This is a genomic window from Oligosphaera ethanolica, from assembly GCF_030814695.1.
Lineage (GTDB): Bacteria > Verrucomicrobiota > Lentisphaeria > Oligosphaerales > Oligosphaeraceae > Oligosphaera > Oligosphaera ethanolica.
On the sequence record NZ_JAUSVL010000001.1, the window covers coordinates 4544795 to 4562333 of the forward strand.

At 61.2% G+C, this 17539-nt stretch carries 11 protein-coding genes; 5 read left to right on the top strand and 6 right to left on the bottom strand.

Features of this window, described 5'->3' with window-relative positions:
- Nucleotides 1–131: 131 nt before the first annotated feature.
- The 3 genes from ftsH (at nucleotide 132) to J3R75_RS15990 (ending at nucleotide 5948) form a co-directional block, all read left to right on the top strand.
- Nucleotides 132–2231, top strand: a complete 2100-nt coding sequence (gene ftsH, locus J3R75_RS15980; RefSeq protein WP_307263612.1) for an ATP-dependent zinc metalloprotease FtsH — start codon at nucleotides 132–134, stop codon at nucleotides 2229–2231.
- A gap of 9 nt (nucleotides 2232–2240) precedes the next feature.
- Nucleotides 2241–3629 (top strand): phytoene desaturase family protein, encoded by a 1389-nt coding sequence (locus tag J3R75_RS15985; RefSeq protein ID WP_307263614.1) that lies wholly within the window; start codon nucleotides 2241–2243, stop codon nucleotides 3627–3629.
- A gap of 141 nt (nucleotides 3630–3770) precedes the next feature.
- Nucleotides 3771–5948 carry a glycosyl hydrolase family 95 catalytic domain-containing protein gene (locus J3R75_RS15990; protein WP_307263616.1) on the top strand — a complete coding sequence of 726 codons (2178 nt, stop codon included), beginning with the start codon at nucleotides 3771–3773 and terminating at the stop codon, nucleotides 5946–5948.
- 94 nt (nucleotides 5949–6042) lie between these two features.
- Here the strand turns inward: J3R75_RS15990 and J3R75_RS15995 are convergent, their stop codons facing one another.
- From J3R75_RS15995 to J3R75_RS16015, 5 genes are all read right to left on the bottom strand, one after another.
- Nucleotides 6043–6795, bottom strand: coding sequence for an SDR family NAD(P)-dependent oxidoreductase (locus J3R75_RS15995; protein ID WP_307263619.1), 753 nt, complete (start codon nucleotides 6793–6795; stop codon nucleotides 6043–6045).
- 18 nt (nucleotides 6796–6813) lie between these two features.
- Nucleotides 6814–7572, bottom strand: coding sequence for an RraA family protein (locus J3R75_RS16000; protein ID WP_307263621.1), 759 nt, complete (start codon nucleotides 7570–7572; stop codon nucleotides 6814–6816).
- Nucleotides 7573–7648: 76 nt separating this feature from the next.
- Nucleotides 7649–8977, bottom strand: a complete 1329-nt coding sequence (locus J3R75_RS16005; protein ID WP_307263624.1) for a mandelate racemase/muconate lactonizing enzyme family protein — start codon at nucleotides 8975–8977, stop codon at nucleotides 7649–7651.
- Nucleotides 8978–9002: 25 nt separating this feature from the next.
- Nucleotides 9003–9749, bottom strand: a complete 747-nt coding sequence (locus tag J3R75_RS16010; RefSeq protein ID WP_307263626.1) for an IclR family transcriptional regulator — start codon at nucleotides 9747–9749, stop codon at nucleotides 9003–9005.
- A 413-nt stretch (nucleotides 9750–10162) separates the two neighbouring features.
- Nucleotides 10163–11287, bottom strand: a complete 1125-nt coding sequence (locus J3R75_RS16015; RefSeq protein WP_307263629.1) for an IS110 family RNA-guided transposase — start codon at nucleotides 11285–11287, stop codon at nucleotides 10163–10165.
- A gap of 964 nt (nucleotides 11288–12251) precedes the next feature.
- Between J3R75_RS16015 and clpB the strand changes: the two genes are divergently transcribed.
- Nucleotides 12252–14834: an ATP-dependent chaperone ClpB gene (gene clpB / locus J3R75_RS16020; protein ID WP_307263632.1), complete on the top strand. Its 2583-nt coding sequence runs from the start codon at nucleotides 12252–12254 to the stop codon at nucleotides 14832–14834.
- A gap of 79 nt (nucleotides 14835–14913) precedes the next feature.
- On the opposite strand, the gene J3R75_RS16025 is transcribed toward clpB, so the two are convergent.
- Complete coding sequence (locus tag J3R75_RS16025; protein ID WP_307263634.1) at nucleotides 14914–15819, bottom strand: DUF58 domain-containing protein; 906 nt, start codon at nucleotides 15817–15819, stop codon at nucleotides 14914–14916.
- Between the two features lie 184 nt (nucleotides 15820–16003).
- On the opposite strand from J3R75_RS16025, the gene J3R75_RS16030 reads away from it, so the two are divergent.
- On the top strand, nucleotides 16004–17497 hold the full coding sequence (locus tag J3R75_RS16030) for an excinuclease ABC subunit UvrC (protein ID WP_307263636.1): 1494 nt from the start codon (nucleotides 16004–16006) through the stop codon (nucleotides 17495–17497).
- Nucleotides 17498–17539: the final 42 nt, after the last annotated feature.

Sequence of the window (17539 nt, forward strand, 5' to 3'; positions counted from 1 at the left end):
GGCAGTTGGCTGCTGGCAGGACAATCAGGGCTTTCAGCCTGAAGGGGTTGAAGGCCTTTTTTTGTGGATTCGGTTGCATGAATGAGTTGAAGTCGATCTAGGTATAGAAGAAAGTTCAGGATAGCACGCACATGGCTGATGATACTGAGACCCCGCGGGACCGACGCCCAAAATCGGGCAAGAAGCTACCCACGCCGATGAAGCACCTGGCCTTTTGGGCCGTATTGTTGTTTTTGGGACCGCTGCTGATGATCATGACCTTCCGTGGCGGCGCTGCGGCCAAGGTCGTGGATCTGAAGGCGGCCGAGTTTGAAGAGCTGTTGCGGGGGCGCCGTATTCACAGCGTGACGTTGGAAGAGCAACAGTCCAGCAGTGTGCAGCTGCTGGTGGGCGAATTTTGGCCTGAGGACGTGCCCCTGGGCAGCGCCGAGGGGCTGCGGGCTTATCGCAGCAAAGTGATCTACACGGATTCCTTTGACAAGATGCTGCGTGAGTCGGGCGTGATGCGCGATGTGCGTTCTTCGAACAACCTGCTGTTGAATATCATCCTGTCGCTGTTACCGATTGTGCTGCTGGTTGGCGTTTTTTATTTTCTGTTCACCAGGCAGATTCGCTCGGCGAATCGTGGCGCCATGCAATTTGGCAAGAGCCGGGCGCGGATGCTCAATCCGTCCTTGGAAAAAGTGACTTTCAAGGACGTTGCTGGCATCACCGAGGCCAAAGATGAGATGCAGGAGATTGTGGAGTACCTCAAAGCGCCGCAGCGTTTTCAGCGTTTGGGCGGCCGCATTCCTCGTGGTGTGCTGATGGTCGGACCGCCCGGCACGGGCAAGACCCTGCTGGCCAAGGCCATTGCCGGCGAAGCCGACGTGCCGTTTTTTTCCATTAGCGGCTCGGATTTCGTCGAGATGTTCGTTGGTGTTGGCGCCAGCCGTGTTCGCGATATGTTCGAAGAGGGCAAGAAGCACGCGCCCTGCCTAATTTTCATTGACGAGATTGACGCCGTTGGCCGTTCCCGTTTCAGCGGCATTGGCGGTGGGCACGATGAGCGCGAGCAGACCCTGAATGCGTTGTTGGTGGAGATGGACGGCTTCGAAGCCAATTCCGGCGTGATCGTGCTGGCGGCTACCAACCGCCCGGACGTTCTTGATCCGGCCTTGCTGCGTCCCGGTCGTTTTGATCGTCAGATCGCCATCGACCTGCCGGATTTACGTGGCCGTTACGACATTCTCTGCATCCACGCGAAGAAAGTCGCCCTGGATCCGGCGGTGGATATGCGGGTGATTGCACGCGGCACGCCGGGCTTCAGCGGTGCGGACCTGGCCAATCTGATTAATGAAGCGGCGCTCTTGGCCACCCGGATGAACAAGGACACCGTTGGCATGGTCGAGTTGGAGGAATCGCGGGACAAAGTCCGCTGGGGCAAGGAGCGCCGCAGTCGCAAGATTGACGAGAAGGACCGCCGGATCACGGCTTATCACGAGGCCGGCCATGCGCTGGTTGGCCTTCTGAGTGAGCACAGCGAGCCGTTGCACAAAGTGACGATCATACCGCGTGGCGTCGCCTATCTGGGGGCCACCATGCAGTTGCCGCAGCAGGATCGCTACACCATGTCCTGCGGCGAATTGCTTGACGACATTGCCGTGTCCATGGGCGGGCGGGTAGCCGAAAAACTCATTTTCAACGAACTGACCAGCGGCGCGTCCATGGACATCCGCCATGCGACGGACATTGCCAAGAAGATGGTCTGCCAGTGGGGCATGAGCGAAAAGATGGGCCCGCTGAGCTACATCGGTCGCGAAGAACATATCTTCATCGGTCGCGACATTACCCGCAGCGAAGATTATAGCCCCGAGACGGCGCGGGAGATTGACTTGGAAATCCGCCGCCTGGTGGAAGAGGGCGAAGCTCGGGTTACCGCCTTGCTGACGAAGCATCGCGAGCAACTGGAACTGCTAGCGGAGACGCTGCTCAATCGCGAAACCATGCAGGGCGCTGAAGTCTACGAACTCCTGGGTATGCCGGAGCCCGAATCCAAGAGTCTGACGGACGATTTGCCCGACGCCACGCCCGATGGCAGCAATGCCGAGAAGCCGGCCGAGACAGATGCACACACTGATGAGGTGGCGGCTGCCACTGTCGGAGCCACGGATGCAAGCAAGGCGCCGGAGGCAACGGTGCCGGTGTCTGGTTCCGACAGTAACGCTGACACTACAGACAAGCGCTCGTAACGGTTTGGCATGGACAGCTATGACGTCATCATCATTGGCGCGGGCATGTCGGGGTTGTCGGCCGGCCTGCGCCTGACGTATTATGGCAAGCGCGTGCGGATCTTTGAGCGTCATCGCCTGCCTGGCGGGATGAACTCCTACTATCTGCGTTCCGGCGTCGCCATGGACACGGGACTGCATGCTCTCACCAACTTTGTGCCGGCGGGGCAGCGTGGCGCGCCCTTGAATACCTTGCTGCGGCAGCTGCGCATTCGTCGCGAGGAGCTCGACCTGTGTCCACAGAGCTTCTCCCTCATTGATTTTCCCTTTGGCACGCTGCGACTAAACAACGACTTTGCGGCTTTTGCGGCCCAGGTTGGCAAACTTTTCCCGGCGCAGACGGCGGGATTCAATGCCCTAGTGGCGCGCATTCGGGCGACGGACGCGCTGTCGCCAGGGGCGCTGCGTCTTTCGGCGCGGCAGGTCGTCGGCGAGTACATCGACTCGACACAGCTTCAGGACATGCTGTTTTGTCCAGTCATGTATTACGGTAACGCCCAGGTTGATGACATGGACTTCAACCAGTTCTGCATCATCTTCCAGAGTGTGATTCTTGAGGGCTTTGCCCGGCCGCGGCATGGCATGCGGCCCTTTTTGCAGGTGCTTCTCGACCGCTTCGCCGCCCAGGGCGGCGAGTTGTCGCTGGGCGTCGGCGTGCGGGCCATTTCCCGGAGGGCTGACGGCCGGCAAGTGGTGACCACGGACGACGGTGCGAGCTACACGGCGTCGGCGCTGCTCTCCAGCGCCGGCGGCGTGGAGACAGCGCGACTTTGTGCCGAGGCGCCGCCGCCGGAGCTGTCGGCGATGTCGCCGGGTCAGCAGGGCTTTACCGAGACGCTATGCCAGCTGAACTGCCATCCGCGGGAGCTTGGTTTGGACGCTTGCGTGATCTTCCGTAATACGACGACCAGTTTCCGTTTTCGGCCGCCGGCTGCGGGTGTTGATCCCGACAGCCACGTCGTGTGTATGCCTGGCAACTATGTCGGTTGTGAAGACACGGACTGCGCCCGGCTGGTGCGCTTGACGCATCTGGCGGCGCCGGGCTGGTGGCATGCCTTGTCGCCAGCCGACTATCGTCGCGCGAAAGACGAGTTGATGGCGCAGCATGTTGCCATGATGGATGCGTGGAAGCCTGGCTTCAAGGCGGCGCTGCAATCCTGCGACATGTTTACGCCCAAGACCATCAGCCGCTACACGGGCCGTATCAACGGGGCGATCTATGGCAGTAGCGACAAACTGACCAGCGGGCAGACCTCGCAGGACGGGCTATACCTCTGCGGGACAGACCAGGGCTTCCTGGGGATTGTCGGAGCGATGTTGAGCGGCGTGGCGATAGTGAACCGCTATCTGTTAGCCTGAGAGTCGATGAAGCCCTGGCTGGGCACCTTTGGGCCGCGTTGTGATGGTGATATGGGGCCCGTTCCGGAGCCATTCTCGCCGGATGGGCAGGTGTTGGGCGTCTATGAGTGTGCAAAGCGCCGGCGAAGGAGACAACTGAACATGGAACGAGTGATTTCCCATGATTTTCCCCTGGCCTTTGTCCACGAGGGCACTTTGTTGGGCAACGGTAGCTGTGGCCTGATGCTGTGGGGTGCGGAGCGCACGCTGAGCGTCACGGTGGGCAGCGCCGCGCTGTGGGACCACCGCGGCGGTATGAACTGGACTGCCAAGCAGAATCTGGCGGACATCCGGGCGGCGCTTGACAAGGGCGATGCCGGAGCAATCAAGGCGATTTTTGCTACGGACACCGAACAGATCGCCGGCCAGCCGGCGCGGCCGTCGTTGATCCCCGTCGGGCGCCTGGAAATCACCTTGCAGGATGGCTGCCGTCTTGAACGCTGCGAGGTGCAGCTTGGCGATGGTCTGTTGCGGGCGGTGTATAGCCGGGACGGCGTGGAAAATGCCTGTCTCCTGCGCCTGGACATGAGCGACAAGGGGCGTTTCGCCTGTCAATGCAACGACCTTGAGCAGTTCCGGGTGATTTCCGCCTTCGAGCTGACCAGGGGCGCCATGGCGGCCATATCATTTGCAGCGCCAGCGGCCGTGGCCACCGCAACGGGCTGGACGGGCTTTCTGCAACCGATGCCCGCCGACGAGCCCTACGCGCTGGTGGTGAAGCACTACTACAATCAGCTCAGCGGTCAGTTTGTCCGCGCGGCGGACGTGCCGGCCCTGCAGGCCCGACTGGACGCTCTGGACAACGGCTGGTTCTGGGACGACTTGAGCGCCGCGAATCAGCGTTGGTGGGATGACTACTGGCGGGATGTCCCGCAGGTCGCGCTGGATAACGAGCGCCTGGAGGACCTGTATTACCTCGGGCTGTTCAAATTCGCGGGTATGACGGCGCCCGATGGCGTTGCCGCTGGCTTGCAGGGACCGTGGATTGAGGACCACGCGTTACCGCCATGGTCCGGCGATTACCATTTCAATATCAACGTTCAGATGTGTTACTGGCCTGCCTATCGTGCCAACCGCCTGGAGCATCTGCGGCCCTTGTTCGATCTCGTCTGGTCCTGGCGGGACTTGCTGCGGCGCAACGCCCGGCATTTCATCGGCATTGACGACGGCTACATGCTGCCCCACGCCGTTGACGATCACTGTACGTGCATGGGCGCGTTCTGGACCGGCACCATCGACCACGCCTGCGCCGCCTGGATCGCACAAATGATGTTCGACTACGTCGATTACAGCGGCGACCAAAAATTTCTCCGCGATGTCGCTTTTGATTTCATGCGCGGGACCATGCGCGTCTTCGAGGCGATGCTGGAGCGCGGCGCGGATGGCCAGCTGGTCTTGCCGGTGAGCGTCTCGCCAGAGTATCGCGGTGCGGCCATGAATGCCTGGGGTGCCAACGCCAGTTTCCAGCTGGCGGCAATACACCGTCTGGCGATGAATCTGCTGACGGCGGCCGAATGGCTGGGCGAGAAGCCCGCGTCGGCTTGGCTGGAAATTCGCGCCAAGTTGCCAATGGCGGCGTTGGTGGGTGCCGACGGCAAGCAGGAGATTGGGCTCTGGGATGGCTTGACGCTGGAAGAAAGTCATCGGCATCATTCCCATTTGGCGGCCTTGTGCCCATTTGACACTATTGATGCCGATGCGCCGGAATGGCGGGACATTGTTGCCCGCAGCCGCCATCGCTGGATTGAGAAGGGCATGAGCCGTTGGACTGGCTGGTGCATGACCTGGGCGTCCATGCTCAACAGTCGCTTCAACAACGGCCACATGGCCGAGCTGATCCTGGAAATCTGGCAGCGGGTCTTCACCAATGCCGGCGGCGGGACTCTGCACGACGCGGCGTTCACCGGCTTCAGTCTGCACGCGGGCAATCCCCGCATTATGCAGATGGACGCCACTATGGGCGCCGTCACCGCAATCCAGGACATGATTTTGCATAGCCGCCAGGGCGTGCTGCAGCTGCTGGCGGGCATGCCGCCGCGCTGGCGGCAGCTGCGCTGTACGGACATGCCCGCGCCGGGCGGGTTCCGCGTCAGCGTGGACTATCAGAAGCGGGGGCCGCTGGCAATCACGGTCAAGGCGACGCGCGACGCGCGGTTGCGCTTGGTCACGCACCTGCCGGGGACTCTCGTGGCGCGGCTAGGCGACGAGCAGTTTAGCGGCAGCGGCCTCATTGACCGGCCCATGCGCGCCGGCCAGGAGCTGCGCATCAGCCGTGACTGATGACGCGTAACAGCAAGTCATTCAACCCAAACGGTCCGCCGGCACATGGTACCGGCGGCCCGTAGGCGTTTTGGAGTTTTTCTTATGCGGTCACTCAGAGTTTCATGCCGCCATCGATGGCGATATCGGCGCCGTTGATGTAGGCGCCGGCGGGCGACGCCAGCAGGAGCGCGGCGCCGGCGCAGTCCATGGCGCTGCCGAAACGCCTGGCGGGCACGAGCGACCGGAGTTTTTCGACGATGGCCGGGTCGGCCAGCGCCTCCGCGTTGCGGTCGGTGTCGATGACGCCGGGCGAGATGGAATTGGCAGTGATGCCGTCGGCGGCGTAGGCACGGGCGCAATTCAGCACGAGATTGAACTGCGCGGCCTTGGTGCTGGCGTAGATCGCCAACCGCGCGCCGGGGCGCCACTGGTTGACGCTGCCGATGCTGATGATGCGCCCGAAGCGCCGCTGTTGCATGCCGGGAAGAAATCCCTGCAGCAGCAGGAAGCACGACCGCAGGTTAGCATTGACGTCCAGTGCGAAAGTCTCCGGATCGAAATCCGGGACGGTCTGGTAGTGCTGCATGGACGCGTTGAGCACGAGGATATCCACGTCGCCGACGGCCTGGATGAGGCCCTTGACGGCGTTGATATCGCCGATGTCGGCGCTGACGGCTTCGGCGCTGGCGCCAAGGGCCCGGGCTTCGGCGAGTGCCTCGTCGAGTTTGGCGGATGGCTTGCTGCCGTGGATTATTACGTGCGCGCCGGCTTCCGCATAGAGCATGGCGATGGCGCGGCCGATGCCGCGGCTGGAGCCGGTGATCAGCGCCCGTTTGCCTTTGAGAGTGAAGAGTTCGTTGAGCATAGTGGCTCGCTTTCAGGCCTAGAAATAGCCGCCTTTGGCAATGATTTCAGCGATTGAGTCGCCCTGGCGCACCCAGGAGAAGATGTCGATTTCGTTGCGTTCGATGCCTTCGGCGCGCAGGAGCACGTCGTAGGCGATTTCGCGGGGGATGCAGAGCACGCCGTCGATATCGCCGAAGATGATGTCGCCGGGACGGACAGTGACCTTGCCAATGCGGATAGGCACCTGGTAGTGGGTGATCATACAGCGGCCGAGGGAGCCGTTGCTGGTGCGGTACTTGTAAAAGACGGGAAAGTCCTGCTCAAGAATCTGTTTGGTGTCGCGAATGCCGCCGGCGATGACCGCGCCGCGGATTTGCTTGCTTTTGGCGGTAGCGGTCATGACGCCGCCCCAGAGGGACGCTTCGACGTCCTCTGAGGTATCCCAAACCACGAGACCCTCGGGCTTCATGTCGTCGAGCATTTTGGCGCGGAAGGTCATTTCTCCCTGGATAAGGACGTTCGGGGCGCTCTTGACAGTGAAGGCCTCGCCGCAGACGACCATTTCGTCGCGCAGCGGCATGATGGACGATGGCAGATTCTGGTCGAGGAGGCAGAGTTCGCGCATGACGTCGTTGATGCAGCCGGTGTAGAGCTTTTCGTAGCGTTCGCAGAGTTCGCGGATGGGAATGGGCAGTTCGCAGTTGGGGATGCGCTCGCGGGTTTGCACGAGCTGTCCCAGGTTCATGAGGCCGGCTTCTTTCATGGTGATGGGCGTGTTGTTGTCGCGTGCGGGCATGACTGTTCCTTGGGGTTGAGGTGGCACTTAGGGGTGCGAGAGAAAAGACTGCTGATCTTGTTGTTCTGGTTATTGCTTAGGACCATTGGCGGTCGTTGGCCCATTCCTTGTCCCACTCGTCGGTGGGCTGCCAGGCGATGGGGAAGTCCCGGTGGAGCTTTTCGGCGATGAGCTCTTCATTGAGTTCGGTGATGCCCAGGCCGGGTGCGTTGGGCACGTCGATATAGCCGTTCTGGATGAGCGGCTGGGGCAGGCCCTTGACCAGCTGGTCCCACCAGGGCACGTCCACCGAGTGGACTTCCAGCGACATGAAATTGCGCGTGGCGGCGGCGACGTGGACGGCGGCCATGCAGGCGATGGGGCTTTCGGCCATGTGGATGGACATTTGCACGCCGTGGTCTTCGGCGAGGTCGCCGATTTTCTTGGTTTCCATGATGCCACCGGCGGTGAGGACGTCCGGGTGGACGACGGCCAGCGCGCCGGATTTGAACAGCGGCATGAAGCTTTCTTTGAGGTAGATGTCTTCGCCGGTGCCGATGGGCGTGGTGGTGGACTGGGCGAGGCGGACGTACTGGTCGGTCCACTGCCATGGCACGGGGTCTTCCATCCAGGCCAGATTGAAGCGCTCCAGGCGCTTGGCCAGTTTGATGCAGTCTTCGAGGGGAATGTGGCCGAGGTGGTCGATGGCGATGGGAATCTCGTAGCCGGTGACTGCCCGGCAGTCGGCCATGTATTGCTCCAGGTAGTCCAGGCCGACGTCGGTCAGGTGGATGCCGGTGAAGGCGTGGGCGGTGTTGAAGAGATCGTAGGCCTCGCCGCGCATCGCTCGCGGATCAATGGAGCCGTGGGGAGTGGAAAACACCGTCTTCTTGTACTCGCGCATCTTCTCCAGAAAACCGAGCGGTGCACTGAGGGCCCCCTTGACGTTCATGAGCAGCTCAATGCCGAGGTCCATTTTCAGAAAGGTATAGCCTTGGTCCATGCGTTCTTTGAGCGCCTTGCCCATGTCGCGACCACCGCCGGCGGAGTCGGTGTCGCAGTAAATGCGGATGCGGTCACGAAATTTGCCGCCGAGGAGCTGCCAGATGGGGACGCCCCAGGCCTTGCCGGCCAGGTCCCACAGTGCGACTTCAATGCCACAGACGCCGCCGGCCTGCCGCGAATGGCCGCCAAACTGCTTGATGCGCCGGAATATCTTCTCGACATTGCAGGGATTTTCGCCCAGAATGCGGCTTTTCAGCATGGCGGCGTAGCTGCGACTGGACGCGTCGCGGACTTCGCCGTAGCCGACCAGGCCCTGGTTGGTATAGAGCTTGATGAGCGTACAGCGTTTGGGCGCGCCGTCAATGTCGGCGAAGCGCATGTCGGTGATCTTCAGCGTGGAGGGATCAATCTGTGGAGCCATAGTTCGTTCCCGTGCTTGGAGGTTGTCAGGTCAAGGCGACAGAGTCGCGGCACTCGGCCGCGGCGTGTAACAGACAGCGCGCCAGCGCCTGGCGCTTCTTCCCCTGGAAATCCGCTTCGAGGCCAATGATCGTCAGGGCGGCAATGACCGCGCCGTCGGCATTGCTGACTGGTGCGGACATCGCGGCGATGTTCCAGCGGTTCTTGCGGATGTTCACCGCGTAGCCGCGGCGACGGATATCGCGGACGGCATTAAAGACCAGTTCGGGCTGCTCTTTTTCGGCGATGGCCGTGGGGCAGTCGTGGATCAGCTCGGCGATGCGCTCGTCGTCTTCCCGCGAGAGCAGGGCGGCGCCGACTGTGCCCTCAATCAGCGGGAAACGCGAGCCGCTACGGCCCGTAAGCGCTATGGGGGCGTCGGGTTCGGCGCGCAGTAGCGTGAGCTGTTCATTGTCCTGGCGGATGGAGAGTTTGCAGGCGATGTCGTTCTCGCTGGCCAGGCGGTCAAGGATGCCCTGAGCATGGTCAAAATGCTCCAGGCGCTGACGGAAGGCCAGCAACAGGGGCAGCAGGCCGTGGCTCAGTTCGTAATGGCCATCCTGGCGTTTGCGGACCCAGTCGTGCTTCAGAAAGGTCTGCAAGATGCGGTAGGCCGTGCTCGCCGTCGTCGCTGTGCCCTGCTGCAACGCCGCCTGCGACGCGCCATTACGCGCGCTGGCCAGTAGCACCAGCGTGGCCATGGCCTTCTCAACGGCAGGGATGGTATTTTTCATATCTGAAAACCATGTTTTATGATTTGAAAACAACGGCATCACCATAATGCCAGATCTCACGCTGTCAAAGACGGGGCCGAAAAAATGATTTGCGCCCCGGAATCGGTCAGTAACCACCCCGGTGGGGAAAACACCGGGGACAATTTGCAGGAAACCCACGGCCCGCCGCCGCCCAGTCATTACACATAGGTGGCTAACCAGGCAGCGGATTTCATAGGAGCAATGCTCTTCACATAGCATGCGGCAATCGCCGTCCATGTGTTGATTGGTAACCATGCACAAGATCATTCGCCGAGGTTTTGAGCACCGAAGGCGCGGCCTAAGATAGTCCAGGGCAAGCGCCCGCAGGGCGCGTCGCCCTGGGTAAAAGTCCCACCCGAAAAGAGCTCTGTAGATGGTATGCTTTTGTCAACTCAATCAGCGTCATTTTCGGGTGAAAAACTCCTTTTTTTTCTTTCCCGCTTAATCCGACGTTTGGTTGTTGCCGGTGCTTCATAGGGAACCAACTTCTTGCTTGAAGGCTGATACTCCTTGTAATTTTCCGTGCCGCATAGCACCGACCAGCAGATCATCAGCAACTTGCGCATGACGGCGCAGCGCTTCTGCATGGGGGTAAGATTCGTCAAACGCTCCAAGATGGGTATTCTCGCTTGGGCGGTGAGGGTGGCCATGTAGAGCATCTGCCTTATGACCGGCGCTCCTTGCTTGGACAAGCGGGTGGATTTCACAGACGTGCCGGAACACTTGTTCTTCGGGTTCATGCCGGCAAAGCTCACGACCTGCCGGATGTTTTGGAAACGGTCTTCCGGCCCGTATTCGGCGATGAGAGTAGCCGCTATGATCATTCCTATCCCGGGAATCGAATCCAGCTTGGTGACGCGTTCCTGCAGGGCGGCGTGGCTCCGCAGGTATTCCCTTATTTTCACCACGAGACCGTCCAGTTGTTCTTCCACGCTCTTCAACAGATTTTGAAAAATCTGACGTTCGCCCGGATCATCCAGGTTCGTCAGCTGATTCTTGAGTATCGTGCTTATTTTGGTCAAACTGGCATTCATTCTGGTTAAACGCTTGAGCCCCGCGTAGTCTGCCGGCATTTCATACATGGCGTCCGGCTTTTGCGTGGTACCCAACCTCGCCAGGCATTGGGCGTCCAGCTTGTCCGTCTTGCTTTCGATATCGTTGAACTTCTTGAAGGCAGGCACTTTGGCTGGATTGATGAGCGCAATATAACTATCGGGCTTCGCCGCCTTTAACTGTTTGATCAGACGGTATGAATAACATCCCGTCGATTCCATCACCAGCCGGTACACAACCTTGCGCTGCGGATGCAGCCGTTCCTCAATATGCTTTTGATTCGCCTTCAACCAGGTGAAGAAATCTTTCACGCCTTCACGCGTGTTGGTGATGTGCTTGACCGCCAGGGAGGTCAACCCCTTGTTCCTGTTCAATTCCTGGTTATCGTCAAGCCAGTCTATGGCGCAGACGGTATCTCTTTTGCCGACATCAAGACCGACCCAGATTATATGTTCGCTAAGCATGGCTTACTTCTCCGCTTGCTGCTATAGTGTTGGAAGTGTGCGTGCAAGGCCAACCTTGTCTATGCGGGGAGTTTCCCCAAAGATGGTGAATACGGCCATTATTGCACTGCACGGTAACGGTCGTGCCGCCTAATCTTCAGGCTGAGGAACTGAATAGTTACTCATGGGCCACAGGCAGGCACGGCCGTGCTTTTTTGTGTGCGAAACACAAAAAAGCGCCTGATAACACGACTCCAAAGGCAGAAGAGAAGAGAAGAGAAGAGAACATACACCGGAAAAAAGAAAGAGGTACCACAACCTTCAGGACGCATAGAGACTATGCATAGGGCGTCTCGTGGATAACCTCTTTGATACTTATACGTAGCCATTTGCCGCTCCTTGTTACTTGGTTCTCCCAAGAGAATTACGGGGAAAATCGCAGTGGCTATCGACACACAGGTGTCAATGACGCCACTATACAAAGGGCGACCTAACAACACTGCGAAGGTCGTTATGCACATGACGGGCAAGACGTTATATGGGGTTCCATTGCCTCTTTGGCTCCAGTCAGCTTCGCCGACTGGAGCCAAAGAGGCAGAGGAACACGAACAAAAGATGCGCGTTACCCAGGGCGGCGCTCCGCCTTCGGCGCTCCGCCTTCGGCGCTCCGCCTTCGGCGCTCCGCCTTCGGCGTCGCTTGCCCTGGGCTGTCATAGTTCGCGCTTTCAGCGCTCAAATGCCAACGCGATGAGGGTTTGCGGGAGTGAAGCCTTACGGTCGTCCCACTGTGACGGCCGTAAGGCTGAGGCTGTGCCAAAATGGCGCAGTTGTGCGGCGAGGTCGCGTGGCGCGTGGGTAGCGCGTGGGTAGCGCGTGGGTAGTGCAGCCTATTTTTCTCCTTGGCATGTTTTCTGCTGAATAGAGCATGACATGTTGCAGTACATTACATAACCGGCCTAGCGCGAGCGGGCCAAGGAGGACAGCGATGAATTACGACAAGTTTACCGAGAAATCCCGTGAGGCTCTGGGTGTGGCGCAGCAGATTGCGGCGACCATGAATCACCAGGAGTTGACGGATCTGCATCTGTTGGCGGCCCTGCTCAAAGACAGCGAGGGCATGGCGTCGGCATTGTTGCAGAAGATGAAGCAGGATCCCAAGCAGGTCAATCAGGAGATCGACCAGGCCTTGGCGCGCATTCCGCAGGTGACTGGCGACGGCGTCACGCAGGTCTATATGGGTCGCGACGGCGCGAAGATATTGCAGGTCGCCGAAGAGAAGGCCGGCCAGCTCAAGGACGAGTACATCAGCGTCGAGCATTTGCTCTACGGCATTGTCAGCAAGGGCCGCGAGGCTGCGGCAATCCTGAAGCGCCATGGCGTCAGCGATGACAGCCTTATGCAGGCATTGCAGAGCGTGCGCGGCAACCAGCGGGTGACATCGGCGACGCCGGAAGCGACCTTCCAAGCGCTCGAGAAGTACGGCAAGGACCTGACCGCGCTGGCGGCGCAGGACAAGCTCGATCCGGTGATTGGCCGCGACGAAGAGATTCGTCGCGTGGTGCAGATTTTGTCCCGGCGCACGAAGAACAACCCGGTGCTGATTGGCGAGCCCGGCGTGGGCAAGACGGCGATTGTCGAGGGCCTGGCGTTGCGCATCACCAATGGCGACGTGCCGGAGGGCTTGAAGAACCGCCGACTGATCGCGCTGGACATGGGCGCGCTGATCGCCGGCGCGAAGTACCGCGGTGAATTTGAGGAGCGGCTGAAGGCCGTGCTCAAGGAAGTGACATCGGCGAAAGGCGAGGTCATTCTCTTCATTGACGAGTTGCACACGGTCGTCGGTGCCGGCGCGGCTGAAGGCGCCATGGACGCCGGCAATCTGCTCAAGCCGATGCTGGCGCGGGGCGAGCTGCATTGCGTTGGTGCGACCACGCTCAACGAGTACCGCAAGCACATCGAGAAGGACGCCGCGCTGGAGCGCCGTTTCCAGACCGTACTAGTGGAACAGCCCAGCGTGGAAGACACCATCTCCATACTGCGTGGTCTGCGCGAGCGCTACGAAATCCACCACGGCGTGAGCATTCGTGATGCCGCGCTGGTGAGCGCCGCCGTGCTGTCCGACCGTTACATCTCCGACCGCTTTCTGCCGGACAAGGCCATCGACTTGATTGACGAGGCTGCAGCGAAACTACGCACGGAGATCGACAGCAGCCCCGTTGAGCTCGACGAAGCCATGCGCCGCAAGATGCAGGTGGAAATCGAACTCACGGGCCTGCGCAAAGAAAAGGACGATGCCTCGCGGGAACGCGCCGAGAAGCTTGAGAAGGAGCTGGGCGCCCTGCGGGAGAAAGCCGGCGCGCTGCAGGCGCGCTGGGAAGCTGAAAAGGGCGGCATTGCCAAGATTCGCGAGTTGAAGGAAGCCATGGAGCTGGCCAAGAGCAGCATGGCCAAGGCCGAGCGCGAAGGCGATCTCGGTAGGGCTTCCGAACTCAAGTACGGCACCATTCCGGGCCTGGAACAGCAGATGCGGGATGCCGAAGCGCGGGTGCAACAGAAAGATGGCGAGCGGCTGCTGAAGGAAGAAGTCGACGAAGAGGACATTGCTGATATCATCAGCCGCTGGACGCACATCCCCGTGGCGAAGCTCATGGAAGGCGAGCGCGAGAAGTTGTTGCGGCTGGACGAACAGCTCCACGAACGCGTGGTCGGCCAGGACGAGGCCGTGCAGGCTGTCGCGGAAGCGATTCTGCGCGCCCGAGCGGGCTTGAAGGACCCGCGGCGGCCCAATGGCAGTTTCATCTTCCTGGGCCCGACTGGCGTAGGCAAGACCGAGCTGGCCAAGACCCTCGCGGCCGCGATGTTTGACGACGAGCGCGCGATGGTACGCATCGATATGTCCGAGTACATGGAGAAGTACTCGGTGTCGCGACTCATTGGCGCGCCTCCCGGCTACATTGGTCATGACGAGGGCGGCCAGCTGACTGAGGCCGTACGGCGCCGGCCCTACTGCGTACTCTTGTTCGATGAGATCGAAAAGGCCCACCCGGACGTCTTTAACGTCCTGCTGCAGGTGCTAGACGACGGCCGGCTGACCGACTCGCATGGCCGAGTGGTGGACTTCAAGAACACCATCATCATCATGACCTCGAACATCGGCAGCAAGGACATTGTCGATTTCGCCGGCGGCGACTACGAGGCCATGCGCGAACGGGTGATGAATGAGCTGCGCGGGATGTTCCGGCCGGAATTCCTCAACCGCGTGGACGACGTGGTGGTCTTCCATCGCCTGGACGCTCGGCACATCTTGGACATCGTCACCCTGCAGTTGCGGGACTTCAAAGCGCGGTTGGCAGCGCAGCGCATCGGCCTGGAGGTCAGCGACGCGGCGCGGGTGGCCCTGGCCGACGAGGGCTACGACCCCGTGTATGGTGCGCGGCCGCTGAAGCGGGTGATTACGCGGCAGCTCGAAACGCCGATTTCGCGCAAGCTCATCGCGGGCGAACTCGGCGAAGGCCGGGCCATACACGTGGACTATCGCGACGGCGAGTACAAATACGAGGTCCGCTGACGTATGTAGTGATCAAGTCGGCGCCGGCGCGTTGCACAAGCGCGTCGGCGCCGTGTCGTTTGTGCGGCGCCCGTCGTATTCAGCGTCCGGCCAGTGCCCGTTGGTGGAGGTGTCTGACCACGAGATCGACGGGCTCTTGGTCGCTGAGGGCCATGACGTGCTCGACGTCCAGGCCGGCGCAGACCTGTCGGCAGCGGTAGAGAAATTCCTCTATGGCCTCCTGGTAGCTGGCGCGGATGTCTTTGGGGGAGGTGACGATGCGTTCGCCGCTTTCGAGGTCTTCGAAGGCGCCGACTTCGCGGAAAGGGAAGTCGAGTTCAGCGCGGTCGAGGACCTGGTAAACGATTACGTCATGGCGGCGGCGACGGAAATGGGCGAGGGCGGCCTTGAGTTTGTCGCAGTCGTCGAAGAGATCGCTGAAGATGATGACGACGCCACGGCGTTTGGCCTGTTCGGCGAGGTGATGCAGGGTCGCGGCCATGTCGGTTTTGGCAGCGGGCTGGTGTTGGGCGAGCTGCCGGCAGATGATGCGCAGCTGCTCGGCGCCGCCGTGGGGCGGGATGACCGCGCGGCAGCTTTCATCGAAGAGCGCCAGGCCGACGGCGTCCTGCTGGTGGACGGTGATGTAGGCCAGCGCGGCGGCGCAGGACGCCGCGAAGCGGTATTTGCTGACCTTGCCGTGCGCGTAGGACATGGAATTGGAGCCGTCGACGATGAGATGCACGCGCAGGCTGGTTTCTTCCTCGTATTGGCGCAGGTACAGCCGTTCATTGCGGCCGAAGACGCGCCAGTCGATGTGCTTCGGGTCGTCGCCGGCTACGTATTGGCGATAATCGGCGAATTCGACACTGACGCCTTTGAGCTGGCTGCGGTGGGCGCCGGCGATGGACCCCTCCACGGTGAAGCGGGAACTGAGGTGCAGCCGGCTGAGCCGCGCGAGGTCGCTGGCGGAGAGAAGTTGGCTGATGCCGTCGGATTCTGCCATGCTGATGCCACCTGTAGGGGGAAGGGCCGGTCAAAGTGCGTGCGAGCCGGGCGGCGCGGGTTGTCCGGGCCGGCGGTGGGTCTTACTTTATATGCCAAATGCCGGCCCGCCATGTGCGGGCGGCTGGAAATGAACAACTGGCGTGGCGGGGCGATGCTCCGTGGCGCATGAGGATAGTGGTGACATGACGGAACAGCCAGCCCAGCCCATTTTTCGTTCGCAGGACGTGCCGCGCGAGCCGGGCGTGTACGTCTATCGCAATCGCGCGGGCGAGGTGATCTACGTGGGCAAGGCGCGAAATCTGCGCTCACGCATGAGCTCGTACTTCCGACCCTCGGGCATCATGCGCAGCGATCCGCGGCGGCGGGCGCTGATTCATAGCATCGCGTCCTACGAGGTTTTCCAAGTGTCCTCCGACTCGGAGGCGCTGCTGCTCGAAGAGCGCTTTATCAAGGAGTACACCCCCCGCTACAACGTGCTGTTGCGCGACGACAAGCGTTTCCTGCACATCTGCATTGACATGAGCGAGACCTATCCGCGGCTGGGCGTGGCGCGCATCCGGCGGGACGACAACTGCCTGTACTTCGGGCCCTTTCCACAGGCGGCGGCACTGCGCGCGACCATCGAATTTCTCACCAAGCGCTGGCATTTGCGCAGCTGCCTGGCGACGGAGCCCAACGAAGAGACGCGCCGGCACTGCCTGGAGCACGTGCTGCGCGAGTGCAGCAGTCCCTGCATCGGCGCCATTTCGCCGGAGGAGTACCGCGCGCGTTTTGACGAAGTGCTGGCCGTGCTGCGCGGCGAGGGCGCCGCCGGCGCAATGGTCGCCGAGCTCAGCGTCGAAATGCAGGCCCTTGCCGCTGAGATGAGGTACGAGGAAGCGGCGGCGCTGCGGGACATGATCAGCAACCTCAAGGTCGTGTTGGAGCCCACACGGCGTTTTCGCAGCCAGACCATCGCGCGGCGTTCGCAGCCGGCGGATATGGCATCTGTCGAGGCCCTGCAGGAGGCGCTGGGTTTGGCCATGCCGCCGCTGGTCATGGAGTGTTTCGACATGTCGAATATCTCTGGCCGCATGGCGGTGGGCAGCATGGTGTGTTTTCGCAATGGCCGACCAGCCAGCGCGGATTACCGGCGCTTCCGCATCCGCTCGGAAGCCGCCGCGGACGACACGGCTTATATGTCCGAAGTGCTCACCCGCCGCTACGGGCGCCTCCTGCGGGAAAGTCTGCCGCTGCCGGATCTGATCATCCTCGACGGCGGCCAGGGCCAGCTCAATGCGGCGCTGCGGGTTTTCGCGGAAATCGGCATGCCGCCGTTGCCCATGCTCGGGCTGGCCAAGCGCGACGAACTAGTGATACTGCCCGGCCGGGACGAGCCGTTGGCGCTGGCGCGCGATGGCGCGGCGTTGAAATTGCTGCAGGCCATTCGCGACGAAGCGCACCGCTTCGCCAACGGCTACCACCGCGAATTGCGCAACAAGCGCATTGTGGACTCCATTCTGTCGGACATTCCCGGCATCGGCGCCGTCCGCCGCCAACAGCTGCTGCAGACTTTTGGTTCCGTGCGCGCCATGGCGCGGCTAACGCCTGAGGAACTCGCCGCCGGCGCGGCGGGCATCGGCATGGAAACCGCGCAGAAAATCGTGGATTATCTCCGCCAGCATTTGAAAAACTGAACGCGGACACTAGGCTTGCATATTGACTGCCGTCACGCGCCG

What these genes read in the sequence shown, in the direction of transcription:
- ftsH (WP_307263612.1), top strand. Translation starts at nt 132, where the DNA reads ATGGCTGATGATACTGAGACCCCGCGGGACCGACGCCCAAAATCGGGC.
- J3R75_RS16010 (WP_307263626.1), bottom strand. Translation starts at nt 9,749, where the DNA reads ATGAAAAATACCATCCCTGCCGTTGAGAAGGCCATGGCCACGCTGGTG.
- J3R75_RS16015 (WP_307263629.1), bottom strand. Translation starts at nt 11,287, where the DNA reads ATGCTTAGCGAACATATAATCTGGGTCGGTCTTGATGTCGGCAAAAGA.
- J3R75_RS15995 (WP_307263619.1), bottom strand. Translation starts at nt 6,795, where the DNA reads ATGCTCAACGAACTCTTCACTCTCAAAGGCAAACGGGCGCTGATCACC.
- J3R75_RS16000 (WP_307263621.1), bottom strand. Translation starts at nt 7,572, where the DNA reads ATGCCCGCACGCGACAACAACACGCCCATCACCATGAAAGAAGCCGGC.
- J3R75_RS16025 (WP_307263634.1), bottom strand. Translation starts at nt 15,819, where the DNA reads ATGGCAGAATCCGACGGCATCAGCCAACTTCTCTCCGCCAGCGACCTC.
- J3R75_RS16005 (WP_307263624.1), bottom strand. Translation starts at nt 8,977, where the DNA reads ATGGCTCCACAGATTGATCCCTCCACGCTGAAGATCACCGACATGCGC.
- J3R75_RS15985 (WP_307263614.1), top strand. Translation starts at nt 2,241, where the DNA reads ATGGACAGCTATGACGTCATCATCATTGGCGCGGGCATGTCGGGGTTG.
- J3R75_RS16030 (WP_307263636.1), top strand. Translation starts at nt 16,004, where the DNA reads ATGACGGAACAGCCAGCCCAGCCCATTTTTCGTTCGCAGGACGTGCCG.
- clpB (WP_307263632.1), top strand. Translation starts at nt 12,252, where the DNA reads ATGAATTACGACAAGTTTACCGAGAAATCCCGTGAGGCTCTGGGTGTG.
- J3R75_RS15990 (WP_307263616.1), top strand. Translation starts at nt 3,771, where the DNA reads ATGGAACGAGTGATTTCCCATGATTTTCCCCTGGCCTTTGTCCACGAG.